Here is a 22,521-nt window from a genome sequence, read left to right as displayed (position 1 = left end):
GACGTGGTGGCGGCCGTTGTGGTGTGTGTCAGCGGACCCCTGTTTCCCGCTCCATCCGGTCTCGACCAGGTTCTCAGCCGTTGGCCCGTGGCAGCGCGAACTCGCACCACACCGCCTTCCCACCCCCCGGCGTACGACGCGACCCCCAGCCGGAAGCGATCGTCGCGACGATCGCGATACCGCGGCCGGCCTCGTCGCCGGGCTCGGCGCGACGCCGCCGTGGCAGATGATCGTCGCCGTCGGTGACCTCGATGATCAGGCGCCGGTCGGTGCGGCGCAGGCGCAGCCGCATGGGCGGGGTGCCGTGCTGGAGGGAGTTGGCGACGAGTTCGCTGGTGGCGAGGACGCCGAGGTCATGGAGGTCGGACGGGAACCGCCAACTCGTCAGGACGCCGGAGGCGAAGGCACGCGCGCGGGGCGCCGCTTCCACCCCGCCCAGCAGTTCGAGCGCCGCGTTGCGGAAGAGCTCGCCGTCGGGGCCCGTCCGGGCGGGCTGTTGGAGGACCAGCACGGCCACGTCGTCGTCGTGGTCGGCGGTGACGCCCGCGGAACGGACCAGGCGGTCGCAGACGACCTGGGGGGTGCCCGTCGCCCCCGCGAGGGCGCGCTCCAGGGACGCGATGCCCTCGTCGAGGTCTTCGTCGCGGCGCTCGACCAGGCCGTCGGTGTAGAGGACGGCGGTGGAGCCGGGCCCCAGGGGAACCGAACCCGACGCGTGCATCCAGCCACCGGTGCCGAGCGGCGGGCCGGTGGGTTCGTCTGCGCGGATGACGATGCCGTTCTCGTCGCGTACGAGGATGGGGAGGTGGCCGGCGGAGGCGTACACGAGGCGCCCCTCGTTGGGGTCGTGGACGGCGTACGCGCAGGTGGCGATCTGGTTGGCGTCGATCTCGGTGGCGAGGCCGTCGAGGAGCTGGAGCACCTCGTGCGGGGGCAGGTCGAGGCGGGCGTACGCGCGGACGGCGGTGCGCAGCTGGCCCATGACGGCCGCGGCCCGCACGCCACGGCCCATGACGTCGCCGATGACGAGCGCCGTACGGCCGCCGCCGAGGGTGATCACGTCGTACCAGTCGCCGCCGACCGCGGCCTCGGTGCCGCCGGGCTGGTAGGTGGCGGCGACGCGCAGGTCGTCGGGCTCCTCGAGCTCCTGGGGGAGCAGTGAGCGCTGGAGGGTGACGGCGGTCTCGCGCTGGCGGCGCTCGCTGGCGCGCAGTCGCTCGGCGGCCTCGGCGTGGTCGGTGACGTCGGTGGCGAAGATGAGCACGCCGCCGTCCCGGCCCTCGGGCGCGCCGTCGACGGGGGTGCAGGTGAACGTGTACGAGCGGCCGCCGGGCGCCTTGCGGGACTTGACCGTGCGCGGCTTGGCGCTGCGCAGCACCTGGTCGAGGAGCGGGAGGAGGCCGATCTCGGCCAGCTCGGGCAGTACCTCGCGCGCGGGCTCACCGACGGGTCGGGCGCCGAAGGCCGCGACATAGGCGTCGTTGACGTACGCGACACGGTGTTCGGGGCCGTGCACGAGGGCGACGAGGGCGGGGACGCGGTCGAGGACCTCGCGCACCGGCAGGTCGTCGACGGCGGGGACGGGCAGCGGGTCGTCGGTCAGCTGCTCGGCGCGGGCCGCGGGCACGGAGCCTTCCCCCCGCCGGTCCGGGGAGGCCGTGTGCTCGGTCCGCGCTGCGGCGCGACGCTGCGTTCCGGGGAGCCGGGCGCTCCAGCGGGTGAAATTCACCGAATCCTTGCCTCGTGATGTCGTCTCAGGTCGGCTCCGGATCCGGCCGGGGGGCCGGCCCGCGGCCGGAGCCGCTGGGGCGCCGCCTCCCCGGTCGGTATCCGGTCGGGATCCGGGGAACGCGGCGCTTGGGAAGAAGCCTCATGGGTGCGAAGAGCGAGCGGTCGGCCCGCCCAAGGTCGGGGACCAGTCTGGCCGACCGGACCGACATCCGTCAGACGCCTGCCTGATCGGTGGAGTTCCTGGGTCCGGTCAGGACGACCCCTTCGGGTCGAGCTTGGGGTCGAGAGGATGCTTTCCACCGGCCGCGAGTTCGAACTCCGCTCGAGGATGTTCGAGCGATCCGAGAGACACGATCTCCCTCTTGAAGAGCCCCGCCAAGGTCCATTCGGCGAGTACACGGGCCTTGCGGTTGAAGGTCGGGACCCTGCTGAGGTGGTAGACGCGGTGCATGAACCAGGCAGGGTAGCCCTTCAGCTTGCGCCCGTAGACATGTGCGACGCCTTTGTGCAGTCCGAGGGAGGCGACCGAGCCAACGTACGCGTGGGAGTACGTCTCCAGGGCCTCGTCGCGCAGGGAGTGCGCGATGTTGTCGCCGAGGACCCTGGCCTGGCGCACCGCGTGCTGGGCGTTGGACGCGGTCTCCTTGCCAGGCTCCACGGCGGTGACGTCGGGGACGGCGGCGGCGTCTCCCGCTGCCCACGCGTGCGGGGCGCCGTCGACGGTCAGTTCGGGGGTGCACTTGAGACGGCCGCGTTCGTTCAGCGGGAGGTCGGTGGCGGCGAGGATCGGGTGCGGCTTCACACCGGCGGTCCACACGACCGTACGCGTGGGGAAGCGCGCGCCGTCGCTGAGCACGGCGATCCGGTCCGCGCAGGAGTCGAGGCGGGTCTCCAGGCGTACGTCGATGTTGCGGCGGCGCAACTGGGTGATCGTGTACTTGCCCATCTCCTCGCCGACCTCGGGGAGGATGCGGTTCGAGGCCTCCACGAGGATCCACTTCATGTCGTCGGGCTTGACGTTGTGGTAATAGCGGGAGGCGTAGCGGGCCATGTCCTCCAGCTCGCCGAGTGCCTCCACGCCCGCGTAACCGCCTCCTACGAAGACAAAGGTCAGGGCGGCGTCGCGGATCGCGGGGTCGCGGGTGGAGGAGGCGATGTCCATCTGCTCGATGACGTGGTTGCGCAGTCCGATGGCCTCCTCGAGGGTCTTGAAGCCGATCGCGTAGTCGGCGAGACCGGGGATCGGGAGGGCGCGCGAGACCGAACCGGGGGCGAGGACGAGTTCGTCGTACGAGATCTGCTCCGTGTCCGCGCCTTCCTCCGCGGTGGCGAGCGTGGCGAGCGTCGCCGTGCGCTTGGCGTGGTCGATGGCGTGGGCCTCGCCGATGACGATCCGGCACTGGTCGAGAACCCGGCGCAGCGGGACGACCACATGGCGCGGCGAGATCAAGCCCGCGGCGGCCTCGGGGAGGAACGGCTGATACGTCATGTACGGGTCGGGCGAGACCACGACGATCTCGACCTTGCCCTGCTTGAGCTCCGGCTTGAGTTTCCGCTGGAGACGCAGAGCGGTGTACATCCCGACGTAGCCGCCACCGACGATGAGAATGCGCACAGGTTCGCTCACCATCCCATGACGCACCCACCTCTGGAGTTTGTCCACAGGCTCGACAATTTGTGTGACCGGTCATCGCATGCCCGGAGGCTTGGCCGATTCACCCGAGTGCGGGGAAAGTGCGCAGGTCAGCGGGGATGATCGGGGGGGTCGGAGGGTGCGTAATCGGGAGGTAACCGACCCGTACTCCGATCGGGGGGCGCTCTGTGCGGAACCTGCCTCTTCTGAATTGACCCCCTCTCAACTATGTTCGTGTGTCGACGGGGTGTAGGGGGATGCGCTCGACGAGTCCGCACGACGGGGAGTCCGTACGACGGGTTCGTGATTCAAGCTTGTTCCGCACGCTCCGGCTTCCAATGGCGGGGAGAGTCTCCGGGGGGAGACGTCATTACCGGGGGAACGCTTATGCACATTCAGGATTCTCATTGGTCTTCCGCGTCTGCCATCGCGTCCGGTGGCACGGTCGGCGCGGCAGCGGGCGGCAATGGCCGCGGTCCGGTGGACGGATCGCGCACGACGCCGCTGCGGGTGGACGCACAGCGCAATCTGGAGCACGTACTGCGTGCGGCGCGCGAGGTCTTCGGCGAGCTGGGGTACGGCGCGCCTATGGAGGACGTGGCGCGGCGCGCCCGGGTCGGCGTCGGCACGGTGTACCGGCGCTTCCCGAGCAAGGACGTCCTGGTCCGGCGGATAGCCGAGGAGGAGATCTCCCGGCTGACCGACCAGGCGCGTACGGCGCTCGGTCAGGAGGACGAGCCGTGGTCGGCGCTCTCGCGCTTCCTGCGCACGTCGGTGGCCTCGGGCGCCGGGCGGCTGCTGCCGCCGCAGGTGCTGCGGGTCGGCGTCGCGGACGAGGGGCCCGTGGTGGACGAGGCGCGGGTGCCGCAGCAGCGGTCCCAGCTCGCCCCCGAGCTCCGGCTCGTCGAGCAGCGGTCTGCGCCCGAGGCGGAGGCGGTGACCGCGGTGGCCGACGACGCCGGTGCGGCCGCGCTGCTCGACGTGGTGGGCCGACTGGTGGACCGGGCGCGTGCGGCGGGTGAGCTGCGGGCGGACGTGACCGTGGCGGACGTACTGCTGGTGATAGCCACGGCGGCGCCCTCGCTGCCGGATGCCGCCCAGCAGGCCGCGGCCTCGGCCCGGCTGCTGGAAATCCTGCTGGAGGGGCTGCGCTCGCGTCCGGCGTGACGAGGGTCGCGGAGGCCGACATGACGGAGGTCGGGGTGGCGTGGGCCACATCCGCATATTCCAGCCATAGCGGCAACTCCCGCACGGGGAGCGTTTATTGACTATCCCCCAAACCAGTGACCGCTAGTGCTGTCGTGTGGCAAGTCCCCACGGACGAGTGGTTGGTCCGTGGGGCGGGGTCTCCTGCCTGAAGCGTGTGGCACTCTGTCCCGGTATTCGGGTCCGAGTGTGCAGGCGGGGGCTTTCCGCGATGAGCGTTGACGGGCGGGACGAGTCACTCGGTGACGGTGGCTCGGAGGCCGGTGGGGTGCCCTCACTGCAGGTACCGAGTCAGGGCGGCCCCACGAGCTTCCAGGGACGCACGGGCACTCCGGAACCCTCTGCCGCTCCGGGGGAGCCGAGTGTTCCCGCGCAGCGCGACCGGTTCGACCGGCGTGACGGTGGCGGTGTCCTGCGGCCCCCGATCGAGTTGCCGCCGTCCGACGCCGATCTGATCGGCCGGATGCGCGCGGGCGAGAACGACGAGAACAGCGAGAACGACGAGAACACGGCGTACGAGGAGCTGTACCGCCGCCACGCCGCAGCCGTCCGCCGCTATGCCCGCACCTGCTGCCGGGACGCGCACACCGCGGACGACCTCACCGCCGAGGTGTTCGCCCGCGTGCTCCAGGCGGTGCGCCGCGGCCACGGGCCCGAGCACGCCGTACGCGCGTATCTGCTCACCACGGTCCGCCGCGTCGCCGCGAACTGGACGCAGTCCGCGAAGCGGGAGCACCTGGTCGACGACTTCGCGGTGTTCGCCGCGCTGGCCGCCCGCACCTCCGAGGTGTCCGACGACGACACGCTGGACCCGGGCGCCGACGTACGGGCGATGCACGAGGCCGAGCAGTCGATGGCCATGCGGGCGTTCCGCTCACTGCCGGAGCGCTGGCAGGCCGTGCTGTGGCACACGGAGGTCGAGGACGAGTCGCCGAGCGAGGTCGCCACGCTCTTCGGGCTGGACGCCAACGGCACCCGCGTCCTTGCCAGCCGCGCCCGCGAGGGCCTCAAGCAGGCCTACCTCCAAGCGCACGTCAGCGCCACCCTCACCATGGACGAGGAGTGCGCGCGCTACGCCGACCAGCTCGGCGCGTATGCCCGCGGCGGACTGCGCACCCGGGCCGAGCGCGGGCTGCGCAAGCACCTGGAGGAGTGCGCCAAGTGCCGGCTGGCCGCGGGCCAGATCAAGGAAGTCGCGAGCGGCATCCCGGCGGTCGTGCCGGTCGCGGTCATCGGATGGTTCGGTGCCGCCGGGTACGCGAAGGCCGTCGCGCTCATCGCCGGTGGCGCGGGCGCGGGCGCGGCCGGAGCAGCGGGTGCGGCGGCGGCGAGCGGCGGCTCGGGCGGGGCGAGCGCCGGGGGTGGCGTGGCGGCCTCGTCGGGGCTCGCGGCGCCGGTCAAGGCCGGTATCGCGGCGGGAGTCGTCGCGGTGGTCGCCGGGGCGGTGGCACTCGCCCTGGTCGGCAGCGACAGCCCGGCCAAGAAGCCCGAGGCCAAGCCGCGGGCCACCTCGCCGGTCGTCGAAGCGCCCCAGCCGACGCCGATCCCGTCGAAGAAGCCCGCGCCGCGGCCGGCCGTGGCTCTCGCCCCGGCCCCCACCCCCACATCAACACCGACACCGACACCCACCTCGAAGCCCACGCCCGAGCCGTCCCCCACCCCCACCCCCACGACGGCGAAGGCGGAGCCGAAGCCCACACCCAGGCCGACCCCGCCCCCGGCCCCGGCCCCGCCCCCGACGCCCACTCCCACCTCGACGCCCCCGCCCGCGCCGGTCGTCTACCAGTGGAACGAACTGAAGTACGACGTCACCGGTGACCACACCAAGCCCGAAATGCGGCTCCGCGAGAGCAGTTGGATGTGGCAGCGCTGGGGGATGTCGATCGCGGACCAGCAGTACACACACGGTGTGACCGTCCACGGCGATTCTTCCGTCACCATCGACCTCAACCGCAGCTGCACGGCGTACGACGCGCTGGTCGGCATCGACGACCTCACGATGGGCCTCGGCCAGGTGAGGTTCTCCGTGTACGCCGACGGATCGCGCCTGTGGCAGTCGCCCCTGGTCAAGGGCGGCGACCACGCGATCCCCGTCCATGTGAACCTCACCGGCCACACAACGATTCGCCTCGCCGTCGAACCGCACACGGCCTTCGACGCCGCGGCGTCGGCGGACTGGGCGGAGTCGACGTTCCAGTGCCAATGAGGCAGAGGGTTCCCCGGCGGGGCTGCGCGCCGCCGCCCCCGAACCCATTTCTCTCGCCCCCGCCGCCCCTACCCGTCCCATCCTTCTGGGGCTCCGCCCCAGCCCCCGCCCACCCACAGCCCACCAACCCGCGGCCCACCAACCCACAGCCCACCGACCCGCAGCCGTCGCCCCACTCCCCCGCAGCCGCCCAACCCACCGAAGGGGCCGGGCCGGTGTGTCGCAAGCCCGTCGCTTACGTTCGGATCTGGCAGCGGTTCGCTCGGTCGGCTCACGTCTGATCCGGCGGCGACGGGCTCGACGCACCGGCACGGCCCCGACCCACCCTCGGGCGCCCGCCAGAGCTAGCCCCGCTAACCCAGCCAACCCGCTAGCCCTGCTAGCTCCGCTAGCCCCGCCCCACAGCCCCCGCGCCCAGCGCCCGCCCCTGCGGCACGATCCCCGCAGGCACCGCCCGCTGCCGCGCGGGCGTCCCCGTCCAGCACGTTCCCCGCCGCGCCAGCAACCGCCGCAGCCACAGCTCCAGGGAGACCAGATCCGCCAGTCCGTCCAGGGGCAGCGGTTCCCCCGCCGCGGCCGCCCGCAGGGCCTTGCGGACGACCCGCGCCTCGACCAGGCCCGCCTGCGCCAGCAGCGGGGTGTCGAACAGAGCGATCAAGGAGTCCGCGGCCACCCGCAACCCCGTCCGCGCGGCCGCCGCCGAGGACGCGTGCGACGGCGCGCCCCAGCCGGGCGGCAGGTCGGCCACCCCGGCACCCTCCAGCACGGTACGGAGGATCGCGGCGCGCGCCCCGGGCTGGACCCGCAGGGCCTCCGGAAGTTCACGGCACGCGCGTACGACCTGGTTGTCCAGGAACGGCGCGTGCAGCCGCTGGAAACGGATCTCGGCGGCCTGCTCCAGGACGCGCAGATCGGCCGCATACCGCGCGAGCGCCGCGCGGGCCCTGAAGTCGCCGGGCCGCTGCCCGGGCCCGATCCCGGCACCCGCCCGACCTGCGGCTCCTTGTAGGCGAACCGATACTTCAGCCAGCGCCTCACCGGTCAGCCAACGCGCCGCGGGGCCAGGCCTGGCCCAGGTGAGCGCGGCGAGTGACGCCCCGACCGCGCCTCCTGGTTCCTCGAAGCGCCGGTGCAGCAGCCGGTCGGCGAGGACGTCGACGCCGGTCCGGTACGGCGTACGGGCGAGCTTACGCGCCGCGCCGTACACGCGCGCGGGGACCATGACGGAGCCGTCCGCCTTCGCCAAGGCGGCGACGGGGCGCACCAGATGGCGTCTCTTGCGGTCCATCAGCAGATCGGCCAGCCGGGCCGGGTGCGCGTCCAGGACCTGCCGTGCCCCATGCCCGATGAAGTGGTCCGCGCTCCCGGAGGACAGCCGCGCGCGATGCCGGGCCGCCGTCACCAGCGACGGTCCGGGCTCGTCGGTCAGGGGGCCCTCCAAGTCGGCGTACGGAAGCACTTCTTCGCCCCCGGCGACGACCACGTGATGCAGCCGGGGGTTCGCGGCGAGCGTCCCGGCGCGCTCCACCTCGGCCTCCCGTCCGCGGACGGCGAGGTCGTTGAAGGTGACGGCGAGGAGACGTTCACCGGCGCCGGTGCCGTGGCCCAGGACCGTGCCGGGTGCCCCGGGGAGGCCCGCCGCGAGCAGGGCCAGCGTTCCCGAGGCGGGCCCTCCGGAGAGGTCGGCCCCGATCCCGGGGACCGGCATGCCGCGTGCCGCGCGCCGCTCGGCGGGCCCCATCCCGGGCACCGGCCCGGGGTCGATGTCTGTCCCGGGGACGTGACGCGGCGCGGCGAGGCGCGCGCGTACGGCCTCCACGAGGGCGTCCCGGACGCCGTCCACCGCGCGGTCGGGGTCGGCGGAGGGCGCGGCGACGGCGAGCGAGGCGACCGGCTCGTAGCCGGCGATCTCGCGGGCACCCGCGCGCAGGATCAGCGCGTGCCCCGGCGGTATGCGCCGCACGCCGTCGTACGGGGTCGAGTCGTGCACCGCGGCCGGTACGTCGGGGGCGGCGAGCAGGGCCGCCAGGTGCCCGAAGTCGAGGTTGGCCTCGATGAGGTCGGCCAGTGGCAGCGCGGCGGTCGCGTAGGCCGTACCGCCCGCCCAGGGGGTGTGGAAGACGGGCCGGGCGCCCGCGAGGTCGCCCGCGACGGTGGTGCGGCGGCCGACCTGGACGACGGCGGTGTAGCTGCCGGACCAGGCGGTGAGATGGCGAAGTGCCCCGCCGCGCGCGGCGAAGAGGCCGACCTTGAGTTCCTCGTCGCTCGCCCCGCAGGTGCCGAGGACGGCGATCCGGTTCTGCGCGTCGGCCTTGATGACGCGGACCTCGTCGGGGCGCCAGTCGCCCACCGCCCAGAGCGGATCGGGGTCGCCCCACAGCAGTTGGGAGCCCACCGGGTGCACCGTCTCGCCGTCGCTCCCGGTGCCGCCCGCCGAGCCGATCTCGGGCGCTCTGGCGGCGGTACTGCTCCACCCCACCAACCATCGCATCGCCGCCTCCACAGGCTGTGGACAACCAGTGCACCGTACGAACTCGGCTCCATGCTGCCACGAAGAGCGCGCACGGGAGGGTTCATGCCACGGCTTGCGCCCCCTGGAATGCGCCCCTGCGAAGGCGTCCGCGCCGCTACGGGGGCACTGCAAAGCCGATCCGAAGCAGATGCGAACACCCGCCCGGCGCAAGCGGATCGGAAGAGAATCACTGGAAACGGCGAACGGCCGGGGTCGGCTCGGCGACGCGAATGCGCCCCCGATACGCTCCCCGAAAGCACCTCATGCGCCCTCAAGTGACGTGGTAGGAGCGCTATTTGCCTGCAAAGGCCGCCGTCGATTTTCGGCCAAATCGGCTGCGGGCGGACAGGCGCGCACACGCTCCGTACAGGCCCTGCGCACCGTTTGGACAACGCACAGTCCGGGAGGCGGAGTTCGCCTCCCGGACCGGTCCGCCGCCCGCGGGGATGTAGGCGGCGGTGTCCCCCAGCCCACTGGATCCAGTACAGCGGGCCGACCCACGCACGATCCATGGAAGCGCTCCCGTGGTGGCCGGAGAAGAGCGCACGGACGGGCGCACAGCCACACAGCGGGAGCACGCCGCAACCGTCCGCACTTCCGTACGGACCACAATCTCGCCATCCGGAACAACGCCCCTTAACGCTTGGGATGCGGCGAACTACGCTGGGTTTACGAATGCCGCATGGTTATGCCAGCGCGGCAGCCGTCTGTGTCGAGGGGTGGCGCATGTCCAGGGAGCAACGCGGGCCGAACGAAAAACTCGGCGCCGTTCTCGCCCTCGCGGGAATCAGCAACGCAGGGCTCGCGCGGCGCGTCAACGATCTTGGTGCCCAACGCGGGTTGACTCTTCGCTACGACAAGACGTCCGTGGCGCGCTGGGTGTCGAAGGGAATGGTGCCGCAAGGTGCGGCGCCGCACCTCATCGCGGCCGCCATCGGACAGAAGCTCGGCCGCCCGGTGCCGCTCCACGAGATCGGTCTGGCGGACGCGGACCCCGCGCCCGAGGTGGGCCTCGCCTTCCCCCGTGACGTCGGACAGGCGGTGCGGTCGGCCACCGAGCTGTACCGTCTCGACCTCGCCGGGCGCCGGGCCGGCGGCGGTGGCATCTGGCAGTCACTGGCGGGATCCTTCGCAGTGAGCGCTTACGCGACTCCCGCTTCACGGTGGCTGATAACCCCGGCCGACAGTTCGGTGGCTCGGGACGCGAACCCTTCCGAGGGCTCCGGAGCACCACTGAAAGTCGGCCACAGCGATGTGCAGAAGCTCCGCGAGGCAGCGGAGGACGCCAGGCGCTGGGACTCCAAGTACGGAGGCGGCGACTGGCGTTCGTCGATGGTGCCGGAATGTCTGCGGGTCGAGGCGGCGCCGCTCCTGCTGGGCGCCTACTCCGACGAGGTGGGCAGAGCCCTGTTCGGGGCGAGTGCCGAGCTGACCCGTCTTGCGGGCTGGATGGCCTTCGACACGGGCCAGCAGGAGGCTGCCCAGCGCTACTACATCCAGGCCCTGCGCCTGGCCCGAGCGGCCGCCGACGTCCCCCTGGGGGGCTACGTACTGGCCTCCATGTCGCTCCAGGCGACCTACCGAGGCTTCGGCGACGAGGGCGTCGACCTCGCCCAGGCCGCCCTGGAACGCAACCGCGGCCTCGCCACCGCCCGCACCATGAGCTTCTTCCGCCTGGTCGAGGCACGCGCCCACGCGCGCGCGGGTGACGCCCAGGCGGCCGGCGGGGCCCTGAAGGCCGCCGAAGGCTGGCTGGAGCGGGCCCGGGACGGCGACAACGACCCGTCCTGGCTCGGCTTCTACTCGTACGACCGCTTCTGTGCCGACGCGGCCGAGTGCTATCGCGACCTCAAGGCGCCGCGCCAGGTCCGCCGCTTCACTGAGCAGGCACTGTCGAAGCCGACGGAGGAGTTCGTACGCTCCCACGGCCTGCGGCTGGTGGTGTCGGCGGTCGCCGAGCTCGAGTCGGGCAATCTCGACGCGGCATGCGAGCAGGGCGTACGGGCGGTGGAGGTCGCCGGGCGGATTTCCTCCGCGCGCACGACCGAGTACGTGAAGGACCTCCTGCACCGCCTGGAGCCGTACGGCGACGAACCGCGCGTGGTGGAGCTGCGGGAGCGGGCACGGCCGCTGCTGATGGCTCCGGCGTAGGCGCGTAGGCGCGAGACGCTCCGCTGGAAGGCCGGTTCGAAGGCTGCGGGCCGGCTGTGGCTGGTCGCGCCCACGCGGCGGAGCCGCACCATGTCACAGCCCCGCGCCCCCAACGGGGCGCGGCACCGGCACAGCTTCCGGGGCTTCACGAGTTTGAGGGCGTTGTCAGTGGCGCAGTGCACTCTTGAAGCCGGGAGGTGAAGCAGATGCGGATCGTTTACGACTGCGATGTGCTGGTGATCGGCGGCGGGATCGTCGGCCTGGCGACGGCGTATGCGATCACGCGCGCCGCGCCGGGCACGCGGGTGACCGTCCTGGAGAAGGAGCAGGGCCTTGCCCGCCACCAGACGGGACGCAACAGCGGGGTGATCCACAGCGGGATCTACTACCGGCCGGGCTCGCTGAAGGCGCGGTACGCGGTGCGGGGCGCCGCCGAGATGGTCAAGTTCTGCGCCGAGTACGACATCGCGCACGCCGTCACCGGCAAGCTGATCGTCGCCACGGAGAAGGCGGAGCTGCCCCGGCTGCACGGGCTGGTGCAGCGCGGCCGGGAGAACGGGATTCCGGTGCGGGAGCTGGGCCCCACCCAGATAGCGGAGTACGAGCCGGAGGTGCGCGGACTCGCCGCGATCCACGTCGGCACGACGGGGGTGTGCGACTTCGTCGCCGTGGCCCGGCGGCTCGCGGAGGCCTCCGGGGCGGAGATCCGGTACGGCGCCGAGGTCGTCCGGGTCGACCGGCGGCCCGCCCTCGGAGTCGCCGTGCTGATGCGGGACGGAGCGGTGGTGCGGGGGCGTGTGCTGGTCAATTGCGCGGGCCTGCACTGCGACGAGATCGCGCGCCTGGCGGGGGACGACCCGCGCATGCGGATCGTCCCCTTCCGCGGCGAGTACTACTCACTGGCGCGCCCTGAGCTGGTGCACGGCCTGGTCTACCCGGTTCCCGACCCTGCCTTCCCGTTCCTCGGCGTGCACCTGACCCGGGGTGTCCACGGCGACGTCCACATCGGGCCCAACGCGGTGCCCGCGCTCGCCCGGGAGGGGTACGGGTGGGGGGTCGTCCGGCCCCGCGAGGTCGGCGCGAGCCTGGCCTGGCCCGGGGCCTGGCGGATGGCGCGGCGGCACTGGCGGTACGGGGCGGGGGAGCTGCGGCGGTCGGTGTCGAAGACGGCGTTCACCACGGCCGTGCGGCGGTTGCTGCCGGCGGTGACGCCGGACGATCTGATACCGGCCGCGGCGGGTGTTCGGGCCCAGGCCGTACTTCGGGACGGAGCGCTGGTGGACGACTTCCTGATCGAGGAGGGGCCGCGCACGGTGCACGTCCTGAACGCCCCGTCCCCCGCCGCCACCGCCTCCCTCCCCATCGGGAGAGAGATTGCCCGGAGGGCGCTGGGGGCGTTGGCGGGGGTGTAGGGGGCGGGAGCGTAAGGGGCGGGGGTGCAGGGGGCCAGGTGCGGCGCATCCGGGGCACGTTTCTTCGCCCCCGCCGCCCCTACCCGTGCCCTCCCGTACCCGGGGCTCCGCCCCCAGGCCGGCCCCGCCAGGGGGCGCTACGCCCCCTGGAACCCCGCATCGGCCTGAACGGCCTCGTGCTCAGACGCCGGACGGGCTGAATGATGCGGCCCGGGGCCCGGGGCGGGTGGGGGCGGCGGGGGCGAGAGAGCGGCGCGGCGGGCGCCGTAAAATCGGGTTCACTGTGGCTGATTCCCTTGACTCCCCCGAAGAGCCCCGGCTCACCTCCTCCACCGGCGGCACCACCAGCGGCGCCACCGAAGGCTCCCCGAGGCATCTACGCGCCAAGGGGGAGCCCAGGTTCCCCGACGGGCCGATGGCCGACCCCGCCGGGTCGCACTTCGAGCGGCGGATCCGGAGTTTCCAGCCGCGGCGCAGCCGGGTGACGGCCGGGCAGGCGGACGCGTTGCAGCGGCTGTGGCCCAAGTGGGGGCTCGACATCGACGGGCAGCGGGTGATCGATCTGGCCGAGCTGTTCGGGGGTGAGCGGCCCGTCGTGCTCGAAATCGGGTTCGGGATGGGCGAGGCCACCGCGCAGATGGCGGCGGAGGACCCGGACACCGGCATCCTCGCCGTCGACGTGCACACGCCGGGCCAGGGCAACCTGCTCAATCTCGCCGACCAGAACGGACTGTCCAACATCCGGGTCGGCAACGGCGACGCGATCATCCTGTTGCGGGAGATGCTCACGCCCGACTCGCTCAGCGGGCTGCGCGTGTACTTTCCCGATCCCTGGCCCAAGAAGCGGCACCACAAGCGGCGGCTGATCCAGCCGGAGTTCCTCACCCTCGCCGCGACCCGCCTCAAGCCGGGCGCGCTGGTGCACTGCGCGACCGACTGGGAGCCGTACGCCGAACAGATGCTGGAAGTCTTGGGCGCACACCCGGACTTCGAGAACACCCAGCCGGACGGCGGTTACGCGCCCCGTCCGGACTTCCGGCCGCTGACCCGTTTCGAGGGCCAGGGACTGGACAAGGGTCATGTGGTGAACGACCTGCTGTTCCGACGCGTACAGAACCCCGTACAGAACCCCGTACAGCACCCCGTACAGCACCGAGACCAGCACACATCCGGCGACTGAACACCCGCGGACGACATCAGGCAGCGTCGCGGGCAGCGCCCCTCCCTCGTTAGGGTCAATGCCGTGGCCACCTTTCCCGCGTACCCCACGTACCCCGGCGGTCCCACCGGCGGCCCGGCCGACGGCGCGCCGCGGCACGCGCACTGGTGGCGGCGGAAGTCGGTGCGCTACGGCGCGCCGATCACCCTGCTCGCGCTCTCCGGGCTCGTCATCCTGGCCCTGGTCCGCCAACAGACCGGCACCGAGGGCTTCCTGGTGGGCCTCGGCCTCGCCGTACTGCCCGTCCCGCTCCTCGTCGCCGCCTTCCGCTGGCTGGACCGGGTGGAGCCCGGCCCCTGGCGGAACCTGCTCTTCTCCTTCGCCTGGGGCGCCTGCGCGGCGGCGCTGATAGCGATCGTCGCCAACAGCTTCGCGACCAGATGGATAGAGACGGCGACCGCCGATCCCTCCAGCGCGGACACCCTCGGCGCGACCGTCATCGCGCCCATAGTCGAGGAGTCCGCGAAGGCCGCCGCCGTACTGCTGATCTTTCTCTTCCGTCGGCGGGACTTCACCGGCATCGTCGACGGGGTCGTCATAGCCGGGGTCACCGCGACCGGCTTCGCCTTCACCGAGAACATCCTCTACCTCGGCACCGCCTTCGGCACGGACCAGCTCAGCGGCGACCGCGGACTGGCCTCCGTCACCGCCGCGACCTTCTTCGTCCGCGTCGTGATGTCACCGTTCGCGCACCCGCTGTTCACCGTGTTCACCGGCATCGGCTTCGGCATCGCGGCGCAATCCGCCGAACGCCAGCACCTGCGCCGCGTCCTGCTGCCCCTCGCCGGGCTGCTGCTCGCGATGGGCATGCATTCCATGTGGAACGGCTCGTCGAACTTCGGCGAGTACGGGTTCTACGCGGTGTACGGCGCGTTCATGGTGCCCGCGTTCGGGCTGCTCACCTTCCTCGTCATCTGGACGCGGCAGCGGGAGCTGAAGACCGTACAGACCGAACTTCCGGCGTACGCCGCCGCCGGGTGGCTGACCCCGCCCGAGCCGTATGTGCTCGGTTCGATGCGGGCGCGGCGGCTGGCCCGCGACTACGCCGCCCACCACTTCGGCAAGGAGGCGGCGCGCTCGGTCGCCCAGTACGAGGCGTACGCGACCTCGCTCGCGTTTCTGCGGCACCGGGGGCGCAGTGGCCGCGCGAACGCCGACTTCGTCGTACGGGAGCGGGAGTTGCTCCATGAGCTGTGGCGCCGCCGGGAGGTCGCCCGCCCCTCCCTCGCGTACGCGGCCCGGGCGATGGCCCCGGCCGTCCCGGTGCCGACACAGGTGCCGATGCAGGTGCCGCCGCCGTGGCCCGGGTACGGCTACGGCTACGCGCCGATACCCGGGCAGCCGTACCCCGCCACCGCGACGCCGTACCCCGCCACCGCGACGCCGTATCCCGCACCGGCGACGCCGTATCCGGCGTACAACTCCTCTCAGGCGTAGGCCTCAGGCGGACGCTTCCGTCAGCTTCGCGAGCTCCGCGTCCGTCAGGTTCAGGTCCGCCACGCCCAGCAGCGCCGGAAGCTGTTCCACCGTCCGCGCCGACGCGATCGGGGCCGCGACCGTCGGCCGGGCGGCGAGCCAGGCGAGGGCGACCGTGGCGACCTCGGCGTCATGGGCCTGGGCGACCTCGTCGAGGGCGGCGAGGACCTTCAGGCCCCGCTCGGTCTCCAGGTGCTTGCCAGCGCCCGCGGCGCGCGCGGAGTCGACCGTCGTGCCCGGGCGGTACTTGCCGGTGAGGAAGCCGGACGCGAGCGCGTAGTACGGGACGGCGGCCAGGCCGGTGCGGGAAGCGACCTCCTGGAGCGGGCCCTCGTAGGTGTCGCGCGAGACGAGGTTGTAGTGGGGCTGGAGGGCGACGTAGCGGGCGAGGCCCTCGCGGTCGGAGAACTCCACGGACTCCGCGAGCCGCTCGGCGGAGATGTTGGAGGCGGCGATCTCCCGGACCTTGCCGGCCCGGACCAGTTCGTCCAGCGCGCCGATGATCTCCTCGACGGGCACCGAGGTGTCGTCGAAGTGGGTGTAATAGAGGTCGATGTAGTCCGTGCCCAGGCGGCGCAGCGAGGCGTCGGCCGCCGCCTTGACGGTGCTCGCGGACAGCCCCTTGTACTGGGGGTGGCTGCCGACCTTGGTGGCGAGGACGACGTCGGAGCGGTTGCCGCGCGCGGCGAACCACTTGCCGATGATCGTCTCCGATTCGCCGCCCTCGTTGCCGGGGACCCAGGAGGAGTAGGCGTCGGCGGTGTCGACGAAGTTGCCGCCCCCGGCCGTGTACGCGTCGAGCACGGCGAAGGACTGCGCCTCGTCGGCGGTCCAGCCGAAGACGTTGCCGCCGAGGGCGAGCGGGAAGACCTCGACGCCGGAGGAACCGAGCTTGCGGAGAGAAGTCATGCCTGACTTCAACGCCCGTACCGGACGGCCGTATTCCACATTCCGCATTCCACCTGCGGGCCCGGCCCGCCGGAGGGATCAGGAATCAGGCCCGTCGCGCCGGAAGGATCAGGGGTTCAGGCCCTTGCTCTGCAGCCACGCCATCGGGTCGATCGCGTCGCCGCCGCCCGGGTGGACCTCCAGGTGCAGGTGCGGCCCGGTCACATTGCCGGTCGCGCCCACGCGGCCGATGATGTCGCCGGTGGCCACCTTCTGCCCCACGCTGACGCTGATGGACGACTGGTGGCAGAACCACAGCTCGGTGCCGTCGTCGAGGGTGAGGATGGTGCGGTAGCCGTACGCGCCGGCCCAGCCCGCCTCCGTGACGGTGCCGCCGTGGATCGCCTTGATCAGCGTGCCGGTGGGGGCCGCGAAGTCGAGGCCGGTGTGGTAGCCGGAGGACCACATGGAACCGGGGTCACCGAAGCGGCCGGTCAGGGTGTACGAGGAGGTCGGCAGCGAGTAGCTCTTGGCGAGCTCGGCGAGGCGCGCGGCCTCGGCCTTCTGCTTGGCCTCTTCGTCCGCCTTCTTCTTCGCGGCGGCGACCTTGGCCTCGGCGCCGTCCTTCTCCTGGGCGGCCAGCGTGACCGCCTTCTTCGCGGCGGCGGCCTCGGCGGCGTCCTGGGCCGCCTTGTCGACCTGGTCCTGCTGCGACTCGGCCTGCAGGATGATGCGGGCGCGCAGCGCCTCGCCCGCGTCCTTGTTGCCCCGCGCGGCGTCGGCGCTGCTCACACCGGCGCTGGTGAGCGGGGTGGCGGAGGCCTTCGGCGTGCTGGAACCGCCGTCGGATATCAGCGCCTTGGCCGATTCGGTGACCGAGGAGAAGTCGGGCAGCGAGATGGAGACCGGCGGCTTGCCGGGCGCCGCGGTGGCCATGCCGCCCGCGCCGACGGCGGCCAGGACACCGACGCCCAGAACCGTGGAGCTGCGGGCGAGTCCGCCCCCGCGCTGCTTGGAGACGCGATGCCGGCCGCGGACGGGAAGGACGGAATCCTCGGTGGGGTTCCACTCCTCCCAGGGGCCCTCGTCCTTGCCGTAGGCGTAGCCAAAAGTCTGGGTGTCGTTCGGCGCGAACGAAGTGGGCTGGGCGGGCCGGTTGGACGCCACTTGGGCGTGCTCCTTTCCTTCCTTCTCGCCTACCGGGTTAGCTGACGGGTTCGGAGCAGGAAGGTCTCCTACGCGCGTCGACCCACGGTGTCTCCACCGTGAAAGACGCTCGATTCACCCCAAGTTGATGGTTCCCCGGTTCCCTTGCGGGATTCGGCGCGTGCGCACGGAGCCGACTCTTGTGACGGCTGGGACGACCGCGCTGCGTTATCGAACGTTAATAGACCCGGGTACCTGATTCCAAGCCGTTCGCACTGATCATTAACCACTCTTGGCCAGGACTTACAGGTCACGAACGGCGAAAATCGGACGACTTGACCACGCGTCACTACTTCCGGGTCACTTGACAGCGTGTCAGTTGTCATGCGGAGGGGAACCGCCCGATCACCCCTCGTGACAACGATCGAGAAGTCCTCCGCGGCGGCTACGGCCGTCGTACGGCGAGCAGCGCCATGTCGTCCGTCAGGACGCCGCCCGTGTGCCGGCGGACCTCCTCCGCGAGCGTGGCCAGCAGTGCGTCGGGGCCGGGGAAGACGCGTCCGGCGAGGCGCGCGGCCGGATCGTAGAAACGGCCGTGCGCGTCGCGGGCCTCGGACAGCCCGTCCGTGTAGAGGAGCAGCGTTGCCCCGTGCGGGAACGCCGCCTCTTCGGCGCGGTCCGGCCAGCTGCCCAGCTCACCCATTCCGAGCGGCAGCGCCGGGTTCGCGGCGGCGAGCGTGACCAGCGTGCCGTCCGCGTGCAGGAGCAGCGGCGGCGGGTGGCCGCGGTTGACGATCCGTACGACCGCGCCCTCGTGCGGGATCTCCGCGAGGACGGCGGTGGTGAACCCCTCGAAGGCGTCGAGGCCCTCGCGCCGGGTGCCCTCGCGGGCCAGCGCCCGCTCCAGCCGCTGCGCCACCGCCTCCGGCGTCGCCTCCTGCTCGGCCGCCTCCCGGAACGCCCCGATGACCACCGCCACGGCGGCCACCGCGCCCATGCCCTTCCCGCGTACGTCGCCCGCCACCAGCCGTACGCCGTGCGGGGAGTCCTGCACCGCGTACAGGTCACCGCCGATGAACGCGCCCGCCTGCGCGGCCTCGTAGCGCGCCGCGACCTCGACCCCGCCGATCCGCTCGTCGGGTTCCGGCAGCACGGCGCGCTGGGCCGCCTCGGCGATCTCGTGGGCCGAGGCGAGCCGTTCGCCCGTGCGGCGGACCAGGATATTGATGAGCACGGCCAGCACGGCGACCGTCACCATCGTGATCACCTCGGTCATCGCGACCACGCGCAGTACGACGCCGAGCCTGACGTGGATCGAGAGCACCGCGACGACCGCCGCGGTGCCGGTGAGCACCGTGCCGCGCAGCGAGAAGAGCGGCGCGGCCACCAGCGGCGCGGCCGTGAAGAGGGGCCCCGCGGTGAAGGCCGACGGGGTGAAGTAGTCGTGGAACGCGCCGACGGCGATGAGCAGCGCGGGCAGTACCCGGACGAAGCTGCGCGCATACGACATCCGGCTCCGGTCCGTCTCGACCCGGCTGGGCGCCTGCTCGTCGTACGGCTCGTCGCACGACTCCCCGCACAGCCGTTCGTACGACTCGTCGTCCGGCTCGTCAGCCCGCTGCACACCTCCTCGCTGCCCCACCCGTCCAGGTTTCCCGGAGCGGGGGCGGCAGGCGACCGGTGTGGCCCGACCGGGGGACACGCGTGGCGGGCTGGGTACGTACGCCCTACAGCTCGGCCCCCGGCACCCCAGTGCGCCGCAGCCCGTGCAACGCCCTCGGTGCCCTCGTCGCCCTCGTCGACGATGTACAGCCGAAGAAGTACGCGCGGGCCCAGGACAACCCCGGCGCCTGCCGCGTCCGGGGCTCCCCTCGCGGTCCTTTCCGCTCCCCGGTCTGCGCGGCCATGTGATGCTCGTCCGTGGCGTGTTCGGCGTCCGCCGGGCCGCCGCATCCGTGGTGGTCCCCGGCCGGGGCGACGACGGTCCCGCCGTGCGGCACGAAGTCGTGGCCGCCGTGGCAGGCCCCGAGGAACAGGGCGCCCGCGGCGAGCAGCAGCGCGAGCGCCGGGCCGCGCCGCACCAGCCACCGCAGACGACTCGCAGCGGGACGACTCATAGTGACCAGAAGACTACAGAACGTCGGGGCGGCAGGGAAAAAACCAAGGGCCGGAACTCGTTTCCGAGTTCCGGCCCTTGGCCTTCAGTAGCGGGGACAGGATTTGAACCTGCGACCTCTGGGTTATGAGCCCAGCGAGCTACCGAGCTGCTCCACCCCGCGTCGTTGAAACCAGTGTACGCCATACGCGGGACCCCAAGCACACACGTTTACGCCCGCCCCTCCTTCCGGCACGGGCGTCCGCCTTCCGGCACGGGCGTCCGCCTTTCGAGGTCACCCCGGAAGGCTTTCGAGGTCACCCCGGCGGGAGGAGTTCACCCCGGAAGAAGGTGGCGGTTCGGCAGCTTCGCCCGCTCTTCGTACTCGGGCAGCACGACGACGTCGACCCCCGCGGCCGCCAGCAGGCCATTGCCGTCGGCAGCCGCCACGAAGGTGTCAGGCTCGCGCCAGGCCGTCACGACCCGCCGTACCCCCGCGTCGAGGATCAACCGCGCACAGGGCGCGGGTCGGGACGCCCGCCGGGCACACGGCTCGAGACTGCTGTACACGGTGGCGGAGCCGAGCCGCGGGTCCGCGGGGTCGACCTTCGCGAGCGCGGCCTCCTCGGCGTGCACCACGGCATCGCTCCCCTCCCGGGAGTGCCCGCGCGCCAGCTCGGTCCCGTCGGCCGCCACGACCACCGCCCCCACGCTGAACGCGGTCTCCGAGGGCGGACACAGCCCCGCGAGCTCGCACGCGACCCCCAGCCAGTGCCGGTCCGCCGCGGAGGCGAGCCCACCGACGCCCGGCGCCGTGGGGACGTACCGGATGAGGACGACGTCCCCGACCGGCCGTGTCTCCACCAGCCGCATCCGACCGGGCGGATACCCCCCGGGTCCGAACAGCCGCGGCGCGTCCGCGTCCCCCACGAACAGCGGCGCGACGGCGAGCTGCAGTTCGTCGGCCAGCCCCTGGCGCACCAGCTGGGTGTGCACCCGCCCGCCGCCCTCGACCATGAGCCGCCGTACCCCTCGTACGTCGTGAAGGTGTTCGAGTACGGCCGGCCAGTCCAGCTCGGGCCCCGTCGGGACCACGTCGACGTCCAGACCGCGCAGGGCCTCGGCGGCCCGCTCGGCGCCCTTGTCCGTCGTATAGACGACCTTCTCGCCACCGGTGTGCCAGAACTGCGCGTCCGGGTCGAGGTCGCCGGACCCGCTGACGGTGACCTTCAGCGGGTACTCCGGGCGCCCGGCGGCGACCCGCGCCGCCCGCCGTTCGGCGGAGTTGACGAGGAGCCGGGGATTGTCGGTACGGAGTGTCCCCGCGCCGACCAGGATCGCGTCGCTGGACGCCCGTACCTCGTCGACCCGGTCGAAGTCGGCCGGACCCGAGAGCAGCAGCCGTTCGGGGCCGGTGTCGTCGAGGAAGCCGTCGAGGGAGACGGCGGCGGACAACAGGACGTAGGGGTGGGGCATGGGGCGCACCCTCCAGCTTCGAGCTCTGAGCTCCTAGTGGTTCAACTTTTAAACAATACCTAGACTAGTGACATGACCACCCGCTGGCTCTCCCCCGCCGAACAACGCGCCTGGCGCTCGTACATCGCCGCCACCTCGCTCCTCACGGACACGCTCGACCGGCAGCTCCAGGCGGAGGCCGGCATGCCCCACCTTTACTACTCCATCCTGGCCATGCTCTCCGAGGCGCCGGACCGGCGGCTGCGGATGACCGACCTCGCCGAGATCCTGAAGATCACCCGCAGCCGGCTGACGTACGGCGTGACCCGGCTGGCGAACGACGGCCTGGTGCGCCGGGAGGGCTGTCCCAGCGACAAGCGCGGCCAGGTCGCGGTGCTCACGGACGAGGGCATGGCCGTCCTGGAGCGGGCGGCACCCCGCCATGTGGAGCAGGTCCGGGCGGTGCTCTTCGACCATCTGACCCCGGAACAGGTGGGGCAGCTGGAGAAGATCAGCGAGAGCATCACGCGGGGCATCCAGGGAGAAGATCCCGGGGCCCCCGGGGAAGATCTGCCGTGGCGGCGACGTTCCTCCTAAGGTCGCCGACACGCCGGCGACCAAAAGCGTTGCTTGAACATTAAAGCATCATGTACTGTCTCTCCCCGAGGTAGTGCTTCAAATCTGAATCACCACTACCTGAAGCACTACCTGAAGCGTCACTGGCGCAACTGGCATCACACCCGCTGGACCGGAGAGACAACATGCGCGAATTCCCCACCGCCACGGTGCGCACCCGCGTCACTGTGCCCCTGCGTTTCGGCGACGGCTACTCGGTCGACGCGGAGCTCGTCACCTTCCACGGCCTGGCCGACGAGAAGGAACACCTCGCCGTCGTCCTCGGCAAGCCCGCCGCGACCCCGCTGGTACGGCTGCACTCCGAGTGCCTGACCGGCGATGTCTTCGGCTCGGCCCGCTGCGACTGCGGCCCGCAGCTGCGCGAGGCGGTGGAGCAGATCGCGGAACAGGGCGGGGTGCTCCTGTACCTCCGTCAGGAGGGCCGCGGCATCGGTCTCTACAACAAGCTCGACGCGTACGCCCTCCAGGACCAGGGCCTCGACACCTACGCCGCCAACGCCGCGCTCGGCCTGCCCGAGGACGGCCGCGACTACACGGCGGCGGCCCAGATGCTCCAGGCCCTCGGCATCGACGACCTGGACCTGCTCTCGAACAACCCGGACAAGGCCGAGCAGCTGCGCGACCTCGGTGTCACGGTCTCCCACCGCGTCCCGACGGGTGTCTTCACCACCGCCCACAACGTGCGCTACCTGCGCGCGAAGGTGCTCCAGACCCAGCACACACTGCCGCTGCCGGAACTCACGGCGGGCTGAACT

At 72.1% G+C, this 22,521-nt stretch carries 16 protein-coding genes, 1 tRNA gene and 1 riboswitch; of the genes, 8 read left to right on the top strand and 9 right to left on the bottom strand.

Annotation, left to right across the window (positions count from 1 at the left end; translation table 11 throughout):
• Nucleotides 1-73: 73 nt before the first annotated feature.
• Both OG747_RS23560 and OG747_RS23555 read right to left on the bottom strand, forming a co-directional pair.
• Nucleotides 74-1,729, bottom strand: a complete 1,656-nt coding sequence (locus OG747_RS23560) for a SpoIIE family protein phosphatase (RefSeq protein ID WP_405881313.1) — start codon at nt 1,727-1,729, stop codon at nt 74-76.
• 252 nt (nt 1,730-1,981) lie between these two features.
• Nucleotides 1,982-3,361 (bottom strand): NAD(P)/FAD-dependent oxidoreductase, encoded by a 1,380-nt coding sequence (locus OG747_RS23555; RefSeq protein ID WP_405881312.1) that lies wholly within the window; start codon nt 3,359-3,361, stop codon nt 1,982-1,984.
• A 390-nt stretch (nt 3,362-3,751) separates the two neighbouring features.
• On the opposite strand from OG747_RS23555, the gene OG747_RS23550 reads away from it, so the two are divergent.
• On the top strand, nt 3,752-4,531 hold the full coding sequence (locus OG747_RS23550; RefSeq protein ID WP_405881310.1) for a TetR/AcrR family transcriptional regulator: 780 nt from the start codon (nt 3,752-3,754) through the stop codon (nt 4,529-4,531).
• Nucleotides 4,532-4,781: 250 nt separating this feature from the next.
• A complete protein-coding gene (locus OG747_RS23545) occupies nt 4,782-6,776 on the top strand; it encodes a sigma-70 family RNA polymerase sigma factor (RefSeq protein ID WP_405881309.1) in 1,995 nt (664 codons plus the stop codon).
• Between the two features lie 388 nt (nt 6,777-7,164).
• Here the strand turns inward: OG747_RS23545 and OG747_RS23540 are convergent, their stop codons facing one another.
• A complete protein-coding gene (locus OG747_RS23540) occupies nt 7,165-9,267 on the bottom strand; it encodes an asparagine synthase-related protein (RefSeq protein ID WP_405881308.1) in 2,103 nt (700 codons plus the stop codon).
• Nucleotides 9,268-10,014: 747 nt separating this feature from the next.
• Between OG747_RS23540 and OG747_RS23535 the strand changes: the two genes are divergently transcribed.
• From OG747_RS23535 to OG747_RS23520, 4 genes are all read left to right on the top strand, one after another.
• Nucleotides 10,015-11,439: an MFS transporter gene (locus OG747_RS23535; RefSeq protein WP_405881307.1), complete on the top strand. Its 1,425-nt coding sequence runs from the start codon at nt 10,015-10,017 to the stop codon at nt 11,437-11,439.
• 206 nt (nt 11,440-11,645) lie between these two features.
• Nucleotides 11,646-12,851, top strand: coding sequence for an L-2-hydroxyglutarate oxidase (gene lhgO / locus OG747_RS23530; RefSeq protein WP_405881306.1), 1,206 nt, complete (start codon nt 11,646-11,648; stop codon nt 12,849-12,851).
• 283 nt (nt 12,852-13,134) lie between these two features.
• Nucleotides 13,135-14,031, top strand: coding sequence for a tRNA (guanosine(46)-N7)-methyltransferase TrmB (trmB, locus tag OG747_RS23525; protein ID WP_405881305.1), 897 nt, complete (start codon nt 13,135-13,137; stop codon nt 14,029-14,031).
• A gap of 63 nt (nt 14,032-14,094) precedes the next feature.
• Nucleotides 14,095-15,507, top strand: a complete 1,413-nt coding sequence (locus tag OG747_RS23520) for a PrsW family intramembrane metalloprotease (protein WP_405881304.1) — start codon at nt 14,095-14,097, stop codon at nt 15,505-15,507.
• 3 nt (nt 15,508-15,510) lie between these two features.
• Here the strand turns inward: OG747_RS23520 and OG747_RS23515 are convergent, their stop codons facing one another.
• From OG747_RS23515 to OG747_RS23490, 6 genes are all read right to left on the bottom strand, one after another.
• On the bottom strand, nt 15,511-16,455 hold the full coding sequence (locus OG747_RS23515; protein ID WP_405881303.1) for an aldo/keto reductase: 945 nt from the start codon (nt 16,453-16,455) through the stop codon (nt 15,511-15,513).
• A gap of 108 nt (nt 16,456-16,563) precedes the next feature.
• Entirely contained in the window at nt 16,564-17,601 is a 1,038-nt protein-coding gene (locus OG747_RS23510; RefSeq protein ID WP_405881302.1) for a M23 family metallopeptidase, read from the bottom strand.
• Nucleotides 17,602-17,612: 11 nt separating this feature from the next.
• Nucleotides 17,613-17,770, bottom strand: a riboswitch (cyclic di-AMP (ydaO/yuaA leader).
• Between the two features lie 255 nt (nt 17,771-18,025).
• Nucleotides 18,026-19,090 carry a PP2C family protein-serine/threonine phosphatase gene (locus OG747_RS23505; RefSeq protein WP_405885640.1) on the bottom strand — a complete coding sequence of 355 codons (1,065 nt, stop codon included), beginning with the start codon at nt 19,088-19,090 and terminating at the stop codon, nt 18,026-18,028.
• Nucleotides 19,091-19,307: 217 nt separating this feature from the next.
• Complete coding sequence (locus tag OG747_RS23500) at nt 19,308-19,697, bottom strand: hypothetical protein (RefSeq protein ID WP_405881301.1); 390 nt, start codon at nt 19,695-19,697, stop codon at nt 19,308-19,310.
• Nucleotides 19,698-19,785: 88 nt separating this feature from the next.
• Nucleotides 19,786-19,859: transfer RNA gene (locus OG747_RS23495), tRNA-Met, on the bottom strand.
• Between the two features lie 152 nt (nt 19,860-20,011).
• Complete coding sequence (locus tag OG747_RS23490; protein WP_405881300.1) at nt 20,012-21,151, bottom strand: dihydrofolate reductase family protein; 1,140 nt, start codon at nt 21,149-21,151, stop codon at nt 20,012-20,014.
• A gap of 72 nt (nt 21,152-21,223) precedes the next feature.
• On the opposite strand from OG747_RS23490, the gene OG747_RS23485 reads away from it, so the two are divergent.
• A complete protein-coding gene (locus OG747_RS23485) occupies nt 21,224-21,727 on the top strand; it encodes a MarR family winged helix-turn-helix transcriptional regulator (RefSeq protein WP_405881299.1) in 504 nt (167 codons plus the stop codon).
• Nucleotides 21,728-21,891: 164 nt separating this feature from the next.
• Nucleotides 21,892-22,518 (top strand): GTP cyclohydrolase II, encoded by a 627-nt coding sequence (gene ribA, locus OG747_RS23480; RefSeq protein ID WP_405881298.1) that lies wholly within the window; start codon nt 21,892-21,894, stop codon nt 22,516-22,518.
• Nucleotides 22,519-22,521 lie beyond the last annotated feature (3 nt).

The organism is Streptomyces sp. NBC_01384, assembly GCF_045040035.1.
GTDB lineage: Bacteria > Actinomycetota > Actinomycetes > Streptomycetales > Streptomycetaceae > Streptomyces.
This window is presented reverse-complemented; position numbering and strand designations above follow the sequence as displayed.